We start from the raw sequence: 19928 nt of genomic DNA, 5'->3' as shown, positions 1-19928 counted from the left end.
TTAATTAGTATCCATTCACTAATCATTAAAACATTTGCCATGTTGAAGACGCTTATGGCCATATTGTTTGCTGCCGGAACATTAGCAGCAAAGGCCGACCCTGAAGAAACCACCATTATTTTCGTGAATTCAGCCGAGATGGAAACTTCTGTATCTCCCGATCCGGGCCTGAGCCAGGCAGGGAAGGAGCAGGCAGCCCAGCTGGTCAACTCCCTGGAAGGAACAGAGATCGCCAGCATTTATTCCACCTATGCCAACCGGTCTATTGGCACGGTAACGCCCCTGGCAGAAAAACGCCAGCAGCAACTGCAGTACTTCCGGTTGAACGGCGACCAGGAACTGACCTCTACCGTTTTTAAGGACATGATAAAGAGGAACAAGGGAAAAACCATTGTTGTTTGCGGAGATCCGGAACATATTGATGCCATGATGAGAGCGGCCGGAGTAAGGGTAAAAGACGCCAGATCCTTGCATGATAAGGGTTCGGGGCAGGCGTTGGTCGTGAAAGTCAATAAAGGCAGGCCGGCACTAGCACAAAAGTTGAATATGAATATTCAGAAAAAAGTTTAATATTTATAGTCAGAAACGTAGCTACTCGCTACTTTTCTCATAAGCATGGTTTCCGTTTAACGAAAAGCGGGGTTCTCTAACCTCGCTACTATTTTAAAAACCATGACGATTACCGCTAGTGGTCCGTTGTTTGACGATCAAGAAATAGAATAAATTATCAACCGCTTTTAAAAATCTGATCGGGTTTGCCTCTCCTTTCATGAAAATTAAAAGCTCCGGGGCAAACGCCTCGGAGCTGCAAAAAAATATAATAAATTTTATATATCGAATTTGATACCCTGCGCCAAAGGCAAGCTGGTAGAGTAATTGATGGTATTGGTCTGACGACGCATATACGCTTTCCAGGCATCCGACCCGCTTTCGCGACCTCCGCCTGTTTCCTTTTCGCCGCCAAAAGCTCCGCCTATTTCTGCGCCGGATGTACCGATATTGACGTTGGCGATCCCGCAATCCGATCCTGCATGGGAGAGGAAACGCTCTGCTTCCCTCAAATTCAGCGTCATGATGGCTGACGATAAGCCCTGCGGAACATCGTTTTGCATAGCGATGGCTTCTTCAAGGGTCTGGTACTTCATTACGTACAGGATAGGCGCAAATGTTTCGTGCTGCACAATATCGTAGGTATTTTCCACCGCGGCTATACAAGGCTTTACATAGCATCCGGATTCATAACCGGGGCCTGTTAACACGCCTCCTTCCACGACGAAATGACCGCCCTGCTGTTTTACCTGCTCAATAGCGCCAAGGTAAGCTTCTACGGCCGCGCGGTCGATCAACGGGCCTACGTGGTTATGTTCATCTAACGGGTTGCCTATACGAAGTTGAGAATATGCCCTGGCTAAACGGGCTATAAAGTTGTCGTAAACGCTTTCATGAATGATAAGCCTGCGGGTAGAGGTACAACGCTGGCCTGCTGTTCCTACAGCTCCGAATACAGCGCCGATCAGGGCCATATCCAGGTCGGCATCTGCCGTAATAATGATCGCATTATTGCCGCCCAGTTCCAGCAACGACCTGCCCAGTCTTTCGCCTACCGCGGCGCCTACCGCTTTACCCATACGGGTAGAACCGGTTGCAGAAACCAATGGGATACGCTTGTCGTGAGCCAGCCATTCGCCGGTTTCACGCCCACCTGTTACCAGGCAGCTAACCCCTTCGGGAACATTGTTGGCAGCAAATACCTGTGCAGCGATATGTTGGCAGGCCAACGCAGTAACTGGCGTTTTTTCAGATGGCTTCCAGATGCAAACATCTCCGCAAACCCATGCCAGCATAGTGTTCCAGCTCCATACGGCTACCGGGAAGTTGAAGGCTGTGATAATGCCTGTAATGCCCAGCGGATGCCATTGTTCGTACATCCGGTGGCCAGGGCGTTCAGAGTGCATGGTTAAACCATGCAGCTGCCTCGACAAACCAACCGCGAAGTCGCAGATATCTATCATCTCCTGCACTTCTCCATATCCTTCCTGCAGGCTTTTACCCATTTCGTAAGACACCAGTTTACCCAGGTGTTCTTTATGCCCGCGGAGCGCTTCGCCGATCTGGCGAACGATCTCACCACGTTTGGGCGCCGGCCAGGTGCGCCATACTTTAAACGCTTCCTGGGCTACGGCTACTACCTGGTCGTAATCCTCCCTGGTGGCGCTTTTTACCGTTGCAATCTCTTTATTGTCTACAGGCGAAACGGAGGTGATAGGAGCACCGTTGGCCGGTAACCAATGCTGTCCCGTACTTACGCCGCTTCCTGTAGTAGAGATATTGAATATTTTTAAAATGTCATCAGTCATGTTTGGTGTATTAATCCAACTAAATTAGGAACTTTTTTTCGTTTGGGTGGAGTAGGTGCTTTCAAAGATCTTGTCGGCATTTCCTGTTTCGAACCCGTCGCGCCTGTGTTCCCGGCGGATCTGGTCGGCCGGCAAATGCAGGAACTGCGGCAATACCCTGCGTTCTGCAAATTCCACATAAGATCCTGCGATCGGGAACACTTCGCCATTTGCGAAGGTCGCATCTATCATTTTGGCTACAGTAGAGCTTTGCAGGAGGTTGCCGTCCGGGCTTTTTTTGATCTTGCCGCCTGCATCGTTCAGCACAAAACCATTTTTCTCAAGGAATTGATTGAAATCAGCTACGGTATTATATCCTGCGGGCAGGTTATGTACGCTCACCGTAAAGTGGTTCAGGTAATAGCGGTTGTAGATCACCCAGGCTGCATATTCGCTTTCTGTGGCCAGCGTTTTGTAGTCGGACAGGGTAGGAGTGCGCCAAAGGGCGCTATGAAGGAACCGGTCAACGGCGGCGGTATCGTCCAGGTTCAGCGCATTTACCGGGTCGGTTTTAACTTCATTGGTATAACTATGAATAATTTCCTGCGCAGCAGCACTTAATTCACTTACTCTGAGTTCGCTGATGAATATACGTGGGTAATGAGGCGCAGGCGGGGCATACCACCAGGCATCCAGTTTCTTTCCTGCAAAATAATAATGTTCTTTTTTGACATAGCCATAATGAAGGAAGATCTTTTCCAGCGATTGTACGCCCAGTTGAGGCACGCCCATGGTTCGGAAAGCGATATGATCGTTCTCGATATCATCGGCCTGCCGGATAATGCCTTCTTTGATCATGGCATTAATTACCCCGCTTACATCCGGAACCCTTTCTTTATAGCGTTGCATTAACCCGTTTAATACATCTTGTAACATAAGAAACTGCTTTCTAGTTATAGTAAACCGCGAAACGGTTGTTGATCAGGTCTGAAAATGCTACGTCTTCCTGGCGGATAAAACCGTCTTTAGGAAGCAAGCCTTTTGCATGCAGGTCGATCACTGCGCATGCAGCACCGGCTGTAGTGAGCTGGATAGCCGTAAAGTCTTTACCGGCAACATGCTGGTTATAGATCTTACGGGAGTAAGAACGCTGAACCGAGCGGCCATTAATAGAGCCTGAAACGGAAACAAAGACCAGCACTACATCCTGCGGGGTGAAAGGTATGCTATCTTCCATTATTTCCTTCAGGGTTTCTCTTTTTTTATTCAATTTTAACTCATTCAATAAAATTTTCATGAGATTGCAGTGGCCAGGGTAGCGTACTGTTTTATAATCCAGGTTATTCACGTTGTTCTCCAGGATCTCCGCCAGCGCCCCTAGTCCGCCGGATGTATTGAAGGCTTCATATTCAACGCCATCCAGGGCAAAACGTTCATAACCTTCCAGCGGCATTACTTCTTTTCTTTCTCCTTCATAGATCGCATCGCAGGGGTTGCAATATTCGTTGATCAGCCCATCTGTGCTCCAGGTAAGATTGTACATCAGGCTATTGGTAGGAAACTGGGGGAGGGCGCCCACACGCAATCTTACGGCATCCAGTTTGTCAAACTGTTTGGCTATATCATAGGCAGCAATGCTGATAAAGCCCGGGGCCAGACCACATTGCGGCATAAAGCTGACATCCGCTTTGGCGGCTATTTCCCTGATAGCATTAGTGGTGGCTACATCTTCCGTAAGATCGAAGTAGTGCGTGCGGGTTGCAGCCGCCGCTTCCGCGATCTTTACATTCAGGAAGAAAGGACAGGCGCTTAATACCATGTCTTCCTGCTGAAGCGCTTGTTGAAGTTCCGCGGGATTGTTTACATCCAGCTTCATTTTACGGATCCTGTTATCTGTATTCTTCTCTAACAACGCTTCATTGTTGTCTGCCAGCGTAACTTTATAGTCGCCGGATTCTTGTAAAAGAAATGCAGCAGTTTCGCCGATCTTGCCGGCGCCGATGATCATTACACGTTTCATAATGGGAGATTTAAATAAAATCGTATATACATAACCGTTATATTGCAGGGCATAGCTTTATACTGATAAAAAGATCAGTAACTGAACATCAAAATACTACATGCAGAAAAAGCATGCATATGATGAAATCAAGCATAGCCGCGCGTTACAGCGGTCAATAAAAAAAATAAAAGGAAAGTAAATTTAGTAAGCAGTGCTACTTAAGGCACATGGGAGCAGGTGCTCCTGAGATAAGAGAGAAGAGAAAGCTGTATGTTTAACAGGTAATTCATTCCTATACCAAATAGTATCTGACAAATATAAGAAAATAGAATTAAAACAACCTAAACAATTTATTTGCGTTTTACTATCAGTTTCTTTTTCAGGTTTAGGAAAGGAGTTTCTATAAAACGAAAGCTTATAACGCTAACGGCTATAGCTACCAGCAAGCCTGCTGATGATATCAGCAATTTGTTCCATAATGCCGGATGAATATACGATTGCACTATTTTAAATAACCAGGGGGTAAGCCACAGATGAATAGGTACATGATAGAGATACAGGCCGTACGAATACTTGCCAAAGAACATGAACACGGGGTTGTTAACGATCAGTTGCAGGGGGCGTGGGGCGTTGGAGGAAAGGCTCCATACGATCAATCCCCCGAAAAATAATGCTATAAAGGTATAAACAGGATAAAGGTTCATGAAAAATGTGCTGCGGGTATAGGCAATATTTCCCAGCAACGCGATCACTGAAACAAGCATGATCATTGTGGCATATTTTTCCAGCAATTCTTTACGCGTACGAATAAGAATGGCAATCAACGCGCCTACAGACAAGGCGTCTATCCTGGCAAACGTATTCACATAAATATAGTTATTGTCGACAGGCAAGGGAAGCAATCTCAGTACATTGGCCAGTACAATAAAGCCTATGCTTATCCTGAGTATATTTTTAGCGCTGAATTTATAGATGATAAAAGGCCAGAACATATAGAACTGCTCTTCTATGCACAACGACCAGGTGTATCTCAATACCCTGTCGTCGGGGAAGCCTTTGATAGTAAACAGCCAGTTTTGGAAATAGGTCCAGAACCAGCCCTGGTGATTATGATAATAAGGCAGATCTGGTATGGCGGTAGAAGAGAAAAGCGGAACCAGGTATAAGATAATGCCTATAACAATGAAGTATATAGGAAAGATGCGCAGCACCCTTTTTATGTAAAAGTTTTTAAAGTAGGATGCCTGTTGTTTGCTGTCTGTCAGGATGCCGGTAATAAGAAAGCCGGATAATACAAAGAAGAGATCCACGCCTGTCCATCCGATGTTAAAGACCCCGGCATACTCGCCATAAAAGTGGTATAGCAATACCAGTAAGATAGCACAGCCTCTGACAGCGTCCAGCTGTTTGATATGCAGGGAGCTGTTGTAGGAGATCGCTGGCTTCAGCGCAGTGGCGCGATTGGTTGATAAACTGATCTGCGGCATAGACATAGGTTGTTGGGGTATATGGAAATGATAAAAGCAGGCGTGACTCCCGCCTGCTTTTATCTTAGTATTGTTCGCTCTCGTTAGGGAAGTCGTTTGATTTCACGTCCTCGATATAGGAGCGTGTTGCACCCAGGATTGTGTCATAAAGTTCCAGGTACCTGCGAAGGAACCTCGGCTTAAATTCTTTATTGATCCCCAGCATATCATGCATTACCAGCACCTGTCCGTCAACATATTTACCGGCGCCAATGCCAATGGTAGGAATGTTCAGTGTTTCTGCAGCTCTTTTACCTAACAGTGCCGGGATCTTTTCCAGTACTATGGCAAATGCACCGGCTTCTTCCAGCAGCTGGCTGTCTTTGATCAGCTTTTCTGCTTCCGCTTCGGCGGTAGCGCGAACGGCATAGGTGCCAAATTTATAGATCGACTGTGGTGTAAGGCCCAGGTGCCCCATAACCGGGATACCGGCCGAAATGATGCGTTTTACGGATTCTATGATCTCTTCGCCGCCTTCGATCTTGATACCATGCGCTCCTGTTTCTTTCATGATCCGGATAGCCGATTGCAGCGCTTCTTTCGAATTGCCCTGGTAGCTTCCGAACGGAAGATCCACCACTACAAAGCTGCGTTTGGCCGCTCTTACAACCGAAGATGCGTGGTAGATCATCTGGTCTAAAGTAATAGGCAGCGTAGTTTCATGACCTGCCATGACGTTCGACGCTGAATCGCCTACCAGGATCACATCTATCCCTGCATCATCGAAAATACGGGCCATGGAGTAATCGTACGCTGTAAGCATAGAGATCTTCACTCCATCGCGCTTCATCTTTTGCACAGTATGTGTAGTGACGCGCTTAATTTCTTTATTTACAGACATAAGCAGTTGTCTTTCGACGTTTTACGTTAGTAATGACTGCAAAGGTTATAATATAATCAGATAATCTGAAAAGTTTTTTATGTGCGGCCGGGGATTTGAGCAGTAGCGGCTATTTCTTCGTAAAGTGCGTGGATAAGACCATCCGCAAGCCCGATCTTTGGTACATAGATCTCATCAGTATTCGCCCATCTCATTACATTCACATAGATCTGCAAGGCAGGTACAATCACATCGGCCCGGTCTTCCCGGATATTGTACAAATGGATACGTTCCTGTACTGTGAAACTGCTGAATTCCTTGTAATAGTCTTTAAGGCTTTCCAAATTCAGGGGTTTGCCTTCTTTACGTTTAGAGAGGGAGAATATTTTGTTGATATTGCCTCCTGAACCGATGGCGGTTACAGGGCCAATATTCTTTAATTGTACTTTGAGAAAATCTTTCAACTGCTGCCATTGCTGTTCCGTAACCTGCTGATTCATCAGCCTTATGGTGCCGATGTTGAATGATTCTTTGAAAACCATTTCTCCTTTGCTGAAAAGCGTAAGCTCTGTACTGCCGCCGCCAACATCGATATAAAGGTACGACTTGGTTTTATCCATGTTTTCGGCAACGTGGTTCTCATAGATATAGGCAGCTTCTTCCTGCCCGGTTATCACGCGGATGTCTATACCTGTTTCTGCTTTCACCCGTTCGATGATCTCCCTGCCGTTGCTGGCGTCACGCATGGCCGATGTAGCGCAGGCTTTCAGGTATTTCACTTCATAAACATCCAGCAGCAGCTTATATGCCTTGATAGTGTTGATGAGGTTTTCGGCTCTCTGGTCTGAAATGAAACCGCGATCAAATACGTCTAATCCGAGCCTTAATGGTACTCTGACAAGATTTACTTTGGTAAAGTCCATTGTTCCTTTTGCATTGGCTGATACCTCTGTTATAAGCAGCCTTGCAGCATTGGAACCTATATCGATCGCAGCTAATTTCATCTGTTCTTCTTTAAGTCAAGAGGCAAAGTTAAAACAATTGTCATTAATGGTATTGCTTCTCACTTAAATACTTATATATCTCGAGTTGTGTACGGATCTTCTTATCGCCGTCCGTTTTGTATTCATTTTTCTGCTCGTTGTCCAGTATCCGCGCTTTCACATTACCGCTCAACTGGATGTTCATAATGTCGACCAGTTCTTTTTTGATGGCGGGGTCAGTGATCTGGACAGCTGCTTCCACGCGGTGATCCAGGTTGCGTACCATCCAGTCGCAGGAGGCTATATACACCCTTTCCTGGCCCCCGTGATGGAAAATGAAGACCCTGGCATGTTCCAGGTATTCGTCTACAATGCTGACGGCCATGATATCCTTCTTCCATTTCTTATTCTCAGTATAGGCGCAACAGATACCCCTGATCACCATTTTGATGGTCACTCCCGCCTTGGCTGCTTCGTAAAGTTTGCTTATCAGCAAAGCATCGGAAAGCGAATTCATTTTGACGGTGATGGCTGCTTTTTTATGATGTTTGGCGTTTTTGATCTCCCTGTCTATCAGCTTTAAGAATGTATCCCGCATGGTCAATGGGCTGACAGGAAGCGTTTTGCATCCGGCCAGTATCTTGATGTCGTGCTTGGCATTTTCCAAATAGGCAAAGATGCGGTTGATATCCGCGATAATGGCCCTGTTGGAGGTAAGCAGGCAGTGGTCGCCGTAGATCCTGCCGGTTTTTTCGTTCAGGTTCCCGGTGCTGATAAACCCGCATTGTATGGTTTTGGTGCCTATACGTTTTTTGATCACGCATAATTTGGCATGTACTTTCATATTAGGTACGCCCAGGAATACTTTCACGCCTTCTTCCTCCAGCCTGGCTTTCCAGTCGAGGTTGGCGGCTTCGTCGAAACGTGCGCGCAGCTCCAGCACTACTGTTACCTGCTTCCCGTTCCTTACGGCGTTGACGAGGGCGTTGATGACCTTCGAGTTCCTTGCCAGCCTGTATGCGGTGATCTTGATGGAAGAAACATTCGGATCGATAGCGGCTTCCCGTAACAGGTCGATGATGGTATCGAACGAGTGATAAGGGAAGTGCAGCATTACATCCTGGCGCTGTATCACGTGCATTACGGAGGGCGCGTTCTGGAACAGCGGATGGATAAAGGTTTTGCGATGGGTATGCGGAGGGAAGATGGATTCAGGGAAGTTCATGAAATCCTTGAAGTTATGTATCCTCCCGCCGGGAATGAGGTTGTCTTTGCCGGAGAGTCCCTGCCGGCGCATCAGGTATTCGAGCAGCAGCGGATCAATTTCCTTGTCGTATACGAATCGCACCGGTTTGCCTTTCCGGCGGTCTTTCAGCCCTTTTTCTATCTGGTGGATAAGACTGTCGGAAATATCGTTATCGATGTCTAATTCGGCATCCCTGGTCACTTTTATGATATGTGCAGAGAATTTATCGTAGCCGAAGTAAACGAATATATTGGGAAGGCAGAAACGGATCAGGTCTTCCAGGAGAATGATATCGTGTTCTCCGGGTTTTGATGGCAGGATGATAAACCTGGGCAGTACATCTGCGGGGATTTCTATCAGTGCAAATTTCTGGCGTACGGAGTTGTCCTGCCTGGCTAATACGATGGCCAGGTAGATGGATTTATCGCGCAGAATAGGGAACTGCTGGATACTTTCTATCATCAGGGGGATGATATTGGTACGTACCTGTTCGTTGAAGTAGTTCAATACGAACTTCTGCTGTTCCTTGTTGAGTTGTTTTTCGGTTCGCAGGAAGATATGCAGCGCTTCCAGTTCTCTTGCGATATCTTTCCATACAAGATCAAACTCCCGTTGTTGTTCAATTACCCGGCTCTGGATCTCGTCCAGTATCTGGTCGGGGTTTTCTTCCAGGTGCATTTTGGCAGATTTGCCAAAAGACATCATTCGTTTCAGGGTAGCTACGCGAACTCTGAAAAACTCGTCGAGGTTATTGGAGAAAATACCGAGGAACCTGATCCTCTCATGAAGGGGAACGGATTTGTCTGCGGCTTCCTGGAGCACCCTGGCATTAAAGGCAAGCCAGCTGATATCCCGGGCGATCATTTTCTTCTTCTCCGGCGGGGTAGGTTTTTTTCGGGTCGTTTTCTTGGTTGTAGTTACTTCTGGCATTGTTATTTTATCAAGAGTCTCACCATTCGGCAAACGCATACAAGTTAATTTACATTCAAAAAATCCACATAATGTAAAGGCACTGCGATGATACAGTTTTCAGGGTAAATTTTGTATTAAATTAAAGTTAAGGGAAAAAGGGGTAACCTGAGCGGGAGGGGGATTGAAAAGTTTTTGAGGATCAATGAGATATAAAGAGCAGGACATTAGCCCTGCTCCCCGTGCGTTTTATGCTGTGGTTTCTTTGACGGCGGCTTTGTTCAACACGGCCAGTCCTATGAAGCTGATCAGGCCCAGTACGATCACCAGCGCTGTCTGGGCGGCCCATATGATCCATCCGAATGCAAAGCCTATCACATAAGGGATGCCGTATAGTTGTAATGTTTTTTGTACAAGCGGGGGATAGGCGCCGATACCGCCGGGGGTAACGATCATGCCTACACTGCCTATCATCAGCACTGCCAGGGCGGCTGCGATACCCAGGTGACTGGTTTCCTGCATGCAGTAAAAGCCGATGTATACCTGTGAAAGGTAACAGGCCCAGATGAGTATGGAATATACAATGAACCAGCCTTTGTTTTTCATTTTACCGATAGAAAGTATGCCTTCCAGGATGCCTCTTGCCAGGTTTTTAACGGTAACGGCTATCTTGGATTTGGCGAACCGGCGGAGCAACCAGGCTATCAGGGCGATAATTGCGATAAGGATAATGACGCCGATGACCAGTTGGGTAACATTGGCGTGGGCTATTTTATCGCCTATTTTCTGAATGATCTCATCGTTTACATAGGCGCCTAATGTTTCCAGCTGCACCAATACGGTTAGGATCATGAGGAAGATGAGGCAAAGCAGGTCTACTGCGCGTTCTGCGATCATGGTACCAACCAGTTTGTCGGCCGGCACTTTTTCATATTTGGCTATCACGCCGCAACGGGTCACTTCACCCAGGCGGGGAATGGCGAGGTTAACGAGGTAACCTACCATAACAGCAAAGAAAGTATTGATAGTAGAAGGCTGGTATCCCAGCGGTTTCATTAAGAATTTCCAGCGTATGGCCCTGAACCAGTGGCTGGCAATACCAATGATCATGGTAGGAATTAAAAGCCAGTAGTTGGCGCCACGGAATGCAGTGTTGATCTGCGACCATTGTTCGGGGGAAATGCCCCTGGTGAATAGCCAGATGAGTAACACTCCAATGCCGAAAAAGCATATAAACTTGATCAGGTTCTTTAGCGTTTTAGGCATGAACGGGTTTTTAGGGTTGAGTGAATAGTAGAACGGGCTTACAGCTTATTACCCTCTTTAGGGAAAATGGCAATAGGTGTATATTTCTTGGCTTCTTCGAAGTCCATAATGGCATAGGAGATAATGATAACGATATCGCCGGGGGCTACGCGACGGGCAGCCGGGCCGTTCATGCAGATCACGCCTGATCCGCGCTTGCCTTTGATAACGTAAGTTTCCAGTCTTTCACCATTATTTACGTTAACTACCTGAACTTTTTCATATTCAATTAAACCAGCGGCATCCATCAGGTCTTCATCGATCGTAATGCTTCCAACGTATTGCAGGTTGGCCTCCGTAACTACCGCGCGGTGAATCTTACACTTTAAAATTTCAATTTGCATAACTATAACTGGCTTAACGCTGTTAAAAGAGCGTCTGCAAAGCTAGGGAAAAATAACTGAAGATAAATCAGCGCCTGCTATAGAATTGCAGTGGGCTACAGAAGGCGCCGGGAGAGAGGGTTACAAATTACCCTGGATAATGATATTATCGATGAGCCGGACCCCATCCAGCCAGGCGGCTATTGCGGCTACGACAGTATCGTTTTCGGCAGGGGGATGGTCCAGTTTTTTGATGTTGCTGTTTTCCACGAGCAGGATATCGACATATTCGGGTTCAAATCCCTGTTTTTTCAGGGAGTCGAATGCCTCATGGGCGCCTTCCATAAAAAGCAGCCCGTTACCGAACTGGTCCCTGATATGTTTAAGGGCTTGATAAATAGCGGGCGCTTTTTTCCTGGCTTCAGGGGAAAGGCGGGTATTGCGGCTGCTCATGGCCAGTCCGTCGGCTTCCCGCATGGTTGGGCAAACAACCAGCCGGGTATCGGACTGCATGATATGAAGCAGTTTTTTTATGATCAGGCATTGTTGCAGGTCTTTTTGCCCCATAAAAAGCTGGTCAGGTTGCACAATATCCAGTAACTTGTGTACTATAATACCAACACCTTGGAAGTGCCCGGGTCTGAACTCTCCTTCGAGAACGTTTTCCAGGTCCCCGAAGTCATAGTGCTGATGTTTGGCCGTTAATCCTTCAGGATACATTTCGTCTACCGCCGGCAGGAAAAGTATATCTGTGGATACAGTATTTAATTTTTTAATATCCTCATCAACTGTTATGGGATATTTTTCAAAATCTTTTGGATCATTGAATTGAGTTGGATTGACAAAAATGCTGCAAACGACCACATCTGTATCTTTTTTTGCGGACTGAATAAGTGACAGGTGTCCTTGATGCAGTGCGCCCATAGTGGGCACAAAACCAATGCTTTTGTTGTTTTTTCGTACCAGGTCCAGATGCTTCTTTAGGTCGGTTTTGCGCTTAAATAGATACATAATTCATTGCTTAAAAGGATGTTAAAACTGACAGATTGACCAATATTCCGTAAAAAATCCGTAATTTTGCAAGCCAAATTAAAAATTACTGCATTAATAATCAGCGTTAAATGTCCACAAAGAAAAGAATTCTTTTTATTGCCCAGGAGATGTCGCCATACCTTGAGTTAAGTGAATATGCGGCAATGGTCAATAAAATGGCAATTAAGTCCAATGAGGCTGGCCTGGAAGTGAGAGTGATCATGCCAAGATTTGGAATTATTAATGAGAGGAGACACCGTTTACACGAAGTGGTACGGCTTTCAGGAATCAACATTGTGATAGACGGGGATGATTATCCGTTGATCATTAAAGTTGCCTCCCTGCCAAACGCTCGTTTGCAGGTCTACTTCCTGGATAATGAAGATTATTTTAAGCGCAAAACGGTATTTGCCGATGAAAACGATGAGTTTTTCGAGGATAACGCTGCGCGTGCTGTATTCTTCTGTAAAGGAGCCCTCGAAACGGTAAAGAAATTCGGTTGGCCCCCGGACATTATCCACTGTAGCGGATGGATGACTTCACTGATCCCCATGTATCTAAAAACGGCTTATAAGAAAGAGCCGGTGTTTGCTAATTCAAAAGTGATATATTCGCTTACCCCGAATACATTCAAAGAGAAATTAGGCCCTACTTTCATCAAGAAAGCAACGATCAGCAACCAGATCAAGGAAAAAGACCTGGAACTGTTCAAAGATGGTACTAATACCGCCCTGAACAGGGGAGCGGCAAAATACGCGGACGCTGTGGTGCTGGCCGGTGATAAACTGGAGAAGAAAGTAGTGGATGAAGTGAAAGCAGAAAAAGGCAAGATTATCTTACCTTACAAAAAAGAGAATGAAGACTTGGGAGATTATTTACAGCTGTATAACCAATTGTTAGGTAAATAGCTCTGTTCCAAGTAATGTTCGGGCAGTTATAAAACAATACTCACTAACAACTTAACGCGTGAAGATCAATTTCAGGAATCTTAGCTTTTTAGCTACCTATATTACTCTGCTTTTTGGAGCTGCTGGTTGTAATAAGTCAACTATCCTCGGAGGAGGCCTGATCCCGCCGGGCGACCTGGTGAACGCCCAGGATACCATCATAACAGATATTGTTACCAACAATATCCTGCGTTATGACTCGTCTATCCTGAATGGTCAGAATGCTTATAAGAAGATCCTGGGATCTATCAATACTGACCCGGTGTTTGGAAAAACCCATGCATTCGTATTCATGCAGGTATCCTTGCCTAGCAGCAATTTTACGTTTGAAGGTTCCGGGCAGGTGCTGGACTCCGTTGTACTCTCTTTAAGCTATTCCGGCTATACAGGCGATTCCGCCACTCCGCAGACCTTCAGGGTTTACCGGATGAACGAACCTGATTTTAAGATAGATTCCAACTACGCTTACAATAGGGTGCTTGGTTATAACAAAGCGGAACTTTTAGGTACGGCTACCGTTAGCCCCATCAGCCTGCGCGACTCTGTCAGCATCTACGGCAAGAAAGAGGCAGCCCAGCTGCGTATCAAACTGAGTAACGCCTTCGGTAATGAACTCCTGCAACAGACCACTGCCGGTGCCTTCGCGAATGACTCGGCTTTCAGGGCTTACCTGAAGGGCTTTGCCATCATCCCGGATACCCTCCTGGGCAGCAACAGCAATATGGTCTATCTCGACATGAACAGCGTGAACACCAAGCTTTCTGTGTTCTATAAGAACTCGACCACCGATTCGCTGATCGCTACCATGTCGTTTAACCAGTACGCCAGCGCACATGCCAATTACTTCACACGTAATTACAATGGTTCGCAGGCCGCCCGTTTCATTAACTCCAACAATGCGAACGGCGATAGTTTATTATTCCTGAACGCCGCACCAGGATTGTTCGCGAACATCAAAATTCCAAACCTGGAAAACTTCCCGAACGTTTTGATCAATAAGGCCGAATTAGTGATCACAGAAGTAACTAACGGACCTGCCGACAGAAATGATATTTTTATTCCTCCAACTAGCTTATCTTTACGCCAGTATACGAACGGAGATACCACCAAAATCCCGATCGACTATTATGCATCAGGAGGTGCATCCTTCTTTGGAGGTACCCGCCAGGTCGTAACCAACTTTGGAGGAGTGATGGTATCGCAATATACCTTCAACCTTGCCAATACCGTTCAGAGATTCATCAAGAAACTCGACCCCAACAATGGTTTCAGACTGGAAGGATACTCTCCGCTCTACATGGATGTCAATCGTGTGAAAGCAGGAGGAAGCAAACTTTCCCAGTATAATATCAAACTGAGAATAATTTATACTAAACCATAAAATCAACTAATCCAGGTTTTTTTATGCCATATTTATTTACATCTGAATCCGTTTCAGAAGGACATCCCGATAAAGTAGCAGATCAGATTTCAGACGCATTGATCGATAACTTTCTGGCTTATGATCTAAAATCTAAAGTAGCTTGTGAAACCCTTGTAACAACCGGACAGGTGGTGTTAGCCGGTGAAGTTAAGTCTGAGGCATACCTGGACGTTCAGGAAATTGCCAGGGAAGTGATCCGCAAGATAGGCTATACGAAGAGTGAATACATGTTTGAAGCTAATTCCTGTGGTATTTTCTCCGCGATCCATGAACAATCACCCGATATCAACCAGGGCGTAGAACGTGTTGCACCTGAAGACCAGGGCGCCGGCGACCAGGGTATGATGTTCGGTTATGCAACCCGGGAAACCGACAACTATATGCCGCTGGCATTGGATCTGGCTCATAAACTGCTCCTCGAACTGGCTGCATTACGCAGAGAAAACAACGAAATCAAATATCTCCGCCCTGACGCTAAATCTCAGGTGACGATCGAATATTCCGATGATAACAAACCTTTGAGGATTGATACCATCGTTATCTCTACCCAGCACGATGACTTTGACACTGACGAGAAAATGCTCGCCAAGATCAAGGAAGATATGATCAATATCCTCATTCCGCGGGTTAAAGCTAAACTGAAACCTGAGTTGCAGCAACTGTTCGACGGTTACCAGATCAATCACCATATCAATCCTACCGGCAAATTCGTGATCGGCGGACCACATGGCGATACCGGTCTTACTGGCCGCAAGATCATCGTAGATACCTACGGCGGTAAAGGCGCTCACGGTGGTGGCGCATTCTCTGGTAAAGATCCTTCCAAAGTAGACCGTTCTGCTGCTTATGCTACCCGTCATATTGCCAAGAACCTGGTGGCAGCAGGAGTTTGCGACGAAGTACTGGTACAGGTTTCCTACGCTATCGGCGTTGCCAAACCTTGCGGTATCTATGTAAACACCTACGGTACCAGCAAAGTAAACCTCACTGATGGTGAAATCGCTAAGAAAATAGATGAGATCTTCGATCTGCGTCCTTACGCTATCGAACAACGACTGAAACTGCGCAATCCTATCTACAGCGAAACTGCTGCTTATGGCCATATGGGTCGTGAACCGCAGGTTGTGACCAAAGTATTCAACAAAGGCAAGAAGAACGAAAAGAAAGTAGAAGTAGAGTTGTTTACCTGGGAAAAACTGGACTATGTTGATAAAGTGAAAGCAGCTTTCAACTTATAATTGATCGATTCAACATACTTATTGAAACAGCCGTCTCAACTCAATAGAGACGGCTGTTTGTTTTCGAAACCATGTTTTTCGGATTTTTTTAAAAATATTTTTGAAATTACTTATATATTATATAATTCAATATAGTATAATTATAAGTAATATGGGCGACTGGCTTGTATTTCAGCCTGGATAACAGATTCATCAGCCTGATTGCTTTATTCAGGATCCGTATACGCATTTCACGTTTTTCAGCTTTACAATATAACCTGTTTCAGCCGCTAACGCATGGATAATATTTGTCTTATAATGCCCGTTAAATCGGTGTTTTTTTTCAAAATTATCCTGATATTCGCCGGCAGAAATAATAAAGCGTGAATTGTTTCCGGAGACAGTTTTCTGCTCATTGTTATCTGCAAATACAGGAACCATATCTCAAGTTGCCCGATGCAACAAATATTTTTAACCATAATTTCGAAAAGCCAATGACGTGTAATATCGCTGCACAACGCTTTATGTTTATACTCGCATTTCTTGTAGTACTAACCTTTGGAAGCTGTAAGAAGAATAATTCGGAGTTTACTATTCCTAAAAACAACGACTCAACGAAGGTTGATGCTCCAACGCCTGTTAAAGGAAAAGAATACACGCTGCTGCCGGATGCAGACGGAAGACTGGTCATAGATGGAGCCAAAGTTCCTTATAAAGGCGGTGATGTACTCAACCTGAAAGGCAAGTTTTCAGCTATTTATATCAGCAAATTAAACGGATCAGTAAGCAGCCCTATTATCATCAGGAATGTTCCGGGTTCAGTAACTACCATCGGAAACCCCAACTGGGACGGAGGTTCATGGGCTGAAGGTATCAGTCTCGTGACCTGCCATTATATTATGATAGGGGGTGATAAATCGGCCAGCGATTTTATTATAGACGGATCAGTAAAAGGCAACCGCGGTTCTTATTTCAACCTCGTGATCAGCAAAGGATCTGATAATATTGAAGTGCGCAACCTTACCATCAGGAACGGAGGTACAGGCATCTGGGCGAAAACCGACCCGGTAAAATCTGATCCCAGCACCTGGTATCCTAATTCTACCATGCAGAACCTCTCTATCCACGGCGTAGTGATCAGCGGTACCGACAACGAGGCCATGTATATCGGCCATACCGCCACTTACTGGAACCTCGACGTTAACACGAACAACTCTTACTATGGCGACCCATCAGGCTTTACGCCAGGTAACCAATATGTACAGCCGATAAAATGGAACAACGTAAAGATCTTCAATAACAAGGTTAGCAACGGCGGCGCCGATGGCATTCAAACAGCTGCCATCAACAACCTGGAAGTATACAACAATACTGTCACCAACTGGGGGATCAAACACAACTCCTCCCACAACGGCGGTATCCTGATAGGCGGCAGAACAACCAACACCTACGTGCACGACAACTATGTTCACGACGGGTGGGGCGAGTTGCTGCAGTTCTTCGGATCAGGTGAGAACGGTGCTAAACACGTGTTCCATAACAACCTCTTTGTAAACAACAGCGTAGGCGGCAACGATGGCGTAAACCTCCGGGGCACCGATAATCCTGCTGTTACCTTCACCAATAACACCATCGCACAAACCGGGGGAGTATCGCTCCGCCTGAATGGTGAAAAGGGAATGAAAGCGGCTATCATCGTAAATGATAACGCGTTTATCCAACCCCGTATGAGCGGCGGCAGCCTGGCGGCTAACGCATACGTATACACCGAGAACGGTGCGCAGGCCCTGGAAGGCGCCGGCGATAAAGCAAACGCCCGCATCGCCACCGTCGACGCCGCAAAAGTGGACGTAGCCAACTTCTTCCTCCCACTGGGCGACTCCCCGCTGGGCGTCACCGGCTACCGTAAATAGTTCACGCGGGGGGTTCACGCAGAGAGGCATAAGGAGCAAAGAAGCATAAGATTTTTTTAAGGAAAATAAGAAAGCAAAGAAGAAGATTGTATTGTAATCTTACTTCTTTGCTTTCTTAATATTCGCTCTGGTCAAAAAAATCTTATGCTTCTTTGCTCCTTATGCCTCTCTGCGTGAAACCCCGCTGCGTGAAATCACAATTCGCCGTTTTTCAACAGCGCCACCGCGTGATCGCAGGCTCTCGCCGTTAAAGCCATGTAGGTAAGGGAAGGATTCTGGCAGCCGGATGATGTCATGCAGCTGCCATCCGTGATAAACACGTTCTGGGCTTCATGCACCTGGTTCCATTTATTCAATACGGAAGTTTTCGGATCGTGGCCCATGCAGGCAGTTCCCATTTCATGGATACATTCTCCGCCAACGTATTTGAAGTTGAAAGCATCGATCTCTGTAAAACCGCATCTTTCGAGCATTTCAGCAGCGCTTTCCTTCATATCCTTTCTCATCGCAATTTCATTCTCGCCGATCTCGAAATGGATACGGACAAGCGGTTGCCCCCATTTGTCTTTGGCTGTTTTATCTAATGTTACCCGGTTATCGGCATAGGGAAGGATCTCGCCCCAGCCGCCAAGCCACATCGTCCACCTGTTAGGTTTCGTTAATTCTTTTTTGAAGTCGGTGCCATGACCCGGCAATCTGAAATTATCTATCCAGGCCTCTCTTTCTCCATGCCCCTGGAATCCGTAACCTCTGACAAAATCGCTTCTCCGGGTAGCCTCATTGATGTTACGGAAGCGGGGAATATAAAATCCTGCCGGCCGCCGTCCTGCATAATACTGGTCGTTTAGCCCCCGGTAAACGCCATAAGCGCCTGCTTTGATATGATGATCCATCAGGTTGCGGCCAACCAGGTCGTTGTTGTTGCCAAGCCCGTTAGGGAAAGCGTCCGACACTGATTTGAGCAATATAGAGGCAGTGCCTATAGTGCTGGCATTCAGGAAAATGATCCTGGCATAGTATTCTGTTGTTTCCAGGGTTTCAGTATCAATGATCCTGACGCCCTTTGCTTTTCGTGTATCCTTGTCGTATAGTACCTCTGTTACAATACTGAACGGGCGCAGGGTAAGGTTCCCCGTTTCCATGGCTACCGGCAGCGTGGCTGCATTGGTGCTGAAATAGCCGCCGAACGGGCAACCCCTGTGACACAGGTTGCGGTACTGGCAAGGTCCACGGCCTTTCCAGCCCTGCGAAAGATTGGCAACGCGTGCAATGGTCAGAAGCCTGTCAGGATACAGTTTTTTCAATTGTTCCCTTACCTGTTGTTCCAGGCAGTTCAGCTCCATGGGAGGAAGGAATTGTCCGTCGGGCAATTGAGGAAGCCCTTCGGCCTGGCCGCTGATCCCTACAAAAGATTCCACGTAGTCGTACCAGGGCGCAATGTCTTTATACCTGATAGGCCAGTCAACACCTTTCCCGTCTTTTGCATTCGCTTCAAAATCAAGGTCGCTTAACCGGTAGCATTGCCTTCCCCAGGTCAGCGAACGTCCGCCTACCTGGTAGCCCCTTATCCAGCTGAATGGCTTTTCCTGGATGTAGGGATGTTCATGATCCCTGACAAAGAAGTGTTTATTACTCTCGTCGTATCCCTGGCTCTGGATAGGGTCTTCGGCCCTGTCTTTCTCCGTCAGGTTAAGCCGGTGAGGGAATTCCCAGGGATGCATCATGGCGGTAGTATAATCCTTCACATGCTCCACATTCCGGCCTCTTTCCAGTAACAGTGTTTTAAGCCCTTTTTCGCACAGCTCTTTTGCCGCCCATCCTCCGCTGATCCCGGAACCTACCACGATGGCATCAAAAGTTTGCTGGCTTGTTGCTTTAGTGTTTAAATACGCCACTTTTTCTTTGATCTACGAGTTAAACAAATAATAGAAAATGTTGAATTGTAA

16 protein-coding genes are annotated in these 19928 nt (G+C 46.3%); 5 read left to right on the top strand and 11 right to left on the bottom strand.

The window, feature by feature from the left end; genetic code table 11:
• Positions 1 to 39 precede the first annotated feature (39 nt).
• The gene (locus BLV62_RS12690) at positions 40 to 570 is read left to right on the top strand and encodes a histidine phosphatase family protein (RefSeq protein ID WP_089762155.1); all 531 of its coding nucleotides are present in this window, start codon (positions 40 to 42) and stop codon (positions 568 to 570) included.
• A gap of 257 nt (positions 571 to 827) precedes the next feature.
• Here BLV62_RS12690 and amaB read toward each other — a convergent pair whose 3' ends face one another.
• The 10 genes from amaB to panC form a co-directional block, all read right to left on the bottom strand.
• Positions 828 to 2357, bottom strand: coding sequence for an L-piperidine-6-carboxylate dehydrogenase (gene amaB, locus BLV62_RS12685; RefSeq protein WP_089762153.1), 1530 nt, complete (start codon positions 2355 to 2357; stop codon positions 828 to 830).
• Between the two features lie 24 nt (positions 2358 to 2381).
• Positions 2382 to 3272, bottom strand: a complete 891-nt coding sequence (locus BLV62_RS12680) for a DUF1338 domain-containing protein (protein ID WP_089762152.1) — start codon at positions 3270 to 3272, stop codon at positions 2382 to 2384.
• 13 nt (positions 3273 to 3285) lie between these two features.
• Positions 3286 to 4356 (bottom strand): saccharopine dehydrogenase family protein, encoded by a 1071-nt coding sequence (locus BLV62_RS12675; RefSeq protein WP_089762150.1) that lies wholly within the window; start codon positions 4354 to 4356, stop codon positions 3286 to 3288.
• A gap of 332 nt (positions 4357 to 4688) precedes the next feature.
• Positions 4689 to 5825: an acyltransferase family protein gene (locus tag BLV62_RS12670; protein ID WP_168927749.1), complete on the bottom strand. Its 1137-nt coding sequence runs from the start codon at positions 5823 to 5825 to the stop codon at positions 4689 to 4691.
• 64 nt (positions 5826 to 5889) lie between these two features.
• Positions 5890 to 6705, bottom strand: a complete 816-nt coding sequence (gene panB / locus BLV62_RS12665) for a 3-methyl-2-oxobutanoate hydroxymethyltransferase (protein ID WP_089762146.1) — start codon at positions 6703 to 6705, stop codon at positions 5890 to 5892.
• A 77-nt stretch (positions 6706 to 6782) separates the two neighbouring features.
• On the bottom strand, positions 6783 to 7688 hold the full coding sequence (locus BLV62_RS12660) for a Ppx/GppA phosphatase family protein (RefSeq protein WP_089762145.1): 906 nt from the start codon (positions 7686 to 7688) through the stop codon (positions 6783 to 6785).
• 43 nt (positions 7689 to 7731) lie between these two features.
• Positions 7732 to 9843, bottom strand: coding sequence for a polyphosphate kinase 1 (gene ppk1 / locus BLV62_RS12655; protein WP_211117683.1), 2112 nt, complete (start codon positions 9841 to 9843; stop codon positions 7732 to 7734).
• A gap of 228 nt (positions 9844 to 10071) precedes the next feature.
• Complete coding sequence (locus tag BLV62_RS12650) at positions 10072 to 11088, bottom strand: lysylphosphatidylglycerol synthase transmembrane domain-containing protein (RefSeq protein WP_089762143.1); 1017 nt, start codon at positions 11086 to 11088, stop codon at positions 10072 to 10074.
• A 38-nt stretch (positions 11089 to 11126) separates the two neighbouring features.
• Positions 11127 to 11471 carry an aspartate 1-decarboxylase gene (gene panD, locus BLV62_RS12645; protein ID WP_089762141.1) on the bottom strand — a complete coding sequence of 115 codons (345 nt, stop codon included), beginning with the start codon at positions 11469 to 11471 and terminating at the stop codon, positions 11127 to 11129.
• A gap of 120 nt (positions 11472 to 11591) precedes the next feature.
• Positions 11592 to 12461 (bottom strand): pantoate--beta-alanine ligase, encoded by an 870-nt coding sequence (gene panC / locus BLV62_RS12640; RefSeq protein ID WP_089762140.1) that lies wholly within the window; start codon positions 12459 to 12461, stop codon positions 11592 to 11594.
• Between the two features lie 110 nt (positions 12462 to 12571).
• Between panC and BLV62_RS12635 the strand changes: the two genes are divergently transcribed.
• The 4 genes from BLV62_RS12635 (at position 12572) to BLV62_RS12615 (ending at position 17982) form a co-directional block, all read left to right on the top strand.
• Positions 12572 to 13390: a glycogen/starch synthase gene (locus tag BLV62_RS12635; protein WP_089762138.1), complete on the top strand. Its 819-nt coding sequence runs from the start codon at positions 12572 to 12574 to the stop codon at positions 13388 to 13390.
• A gap of 58 nt (positions 13391 to 13448) precedes the next feature.
• On the top strand, positions 13449 to 14810 hold the full coding sequence (locus tag BLV62_RS12630) for a DUF4270 family protein (protein WP_089762136.1): 1362 nt from the start codon (positions 13449 to 13451) through the stop codon (positions 14808 to 14810).
• 23 nt (positions 14811 to 14833) lie between these two features.
• Positions 14834 to 16090, top strand: coding sequence for a methionine adenosyltransferase (gene metK, locus BLV62_RS12625; RefSeq protein WP_089762135.1), 1257 nt, complete (start codon positions 14834 to 14836; stop codon positions 16088 to 16090).
• A 473-nt stretch (positions 16091 to 16563) separates the two neighbouring features.
• The gene (locus tag BLV62_RS12615) at positions 16564 to 17982 is read left to right on the top strand and encodes a right-handed parallel beta-helix repeat-containing protein (protein WP_089762132.1); all 1419 of its coding nucleotides are present in this window, start codon (positions 16564 to 16566) and stop codon (positions 17980 to 17982) included.
• A 194-nt stretch (positions 17983 to 18176) separates the two neighbouring features.
• On the opposite strand, the gene BLV62_RS12610 is transcribed toward BLV62_RS12615, so the two are convergent.
• Complete coding sequence (locus tag BLV62_RS12610) at positions 18177 to 19877, bottom strand: GMC oxidoreductase (RefSeq protein ID WP_089762130.1); 1701 nt, start codon at positions 19875 to 19877, stop codon at positions 18177 to 18179.
• Positions 19878 to 19928: the final 51 nt, after the last annotated feature.

The organism is Chitinophaga terrae (ex Kim and Jung 2007) (assembly GCF_900107795.1).
Classification (GTDB): domain Bacteria; phylum Bacteroidota; class Bacteroidia; order Chitinophagales; family Chitinophagaceae; genus Chitinophaga; species Chitinophaga terrae.
This window is presented reverse-complemented; position numbering and strand designations above follow the sequence as displayed.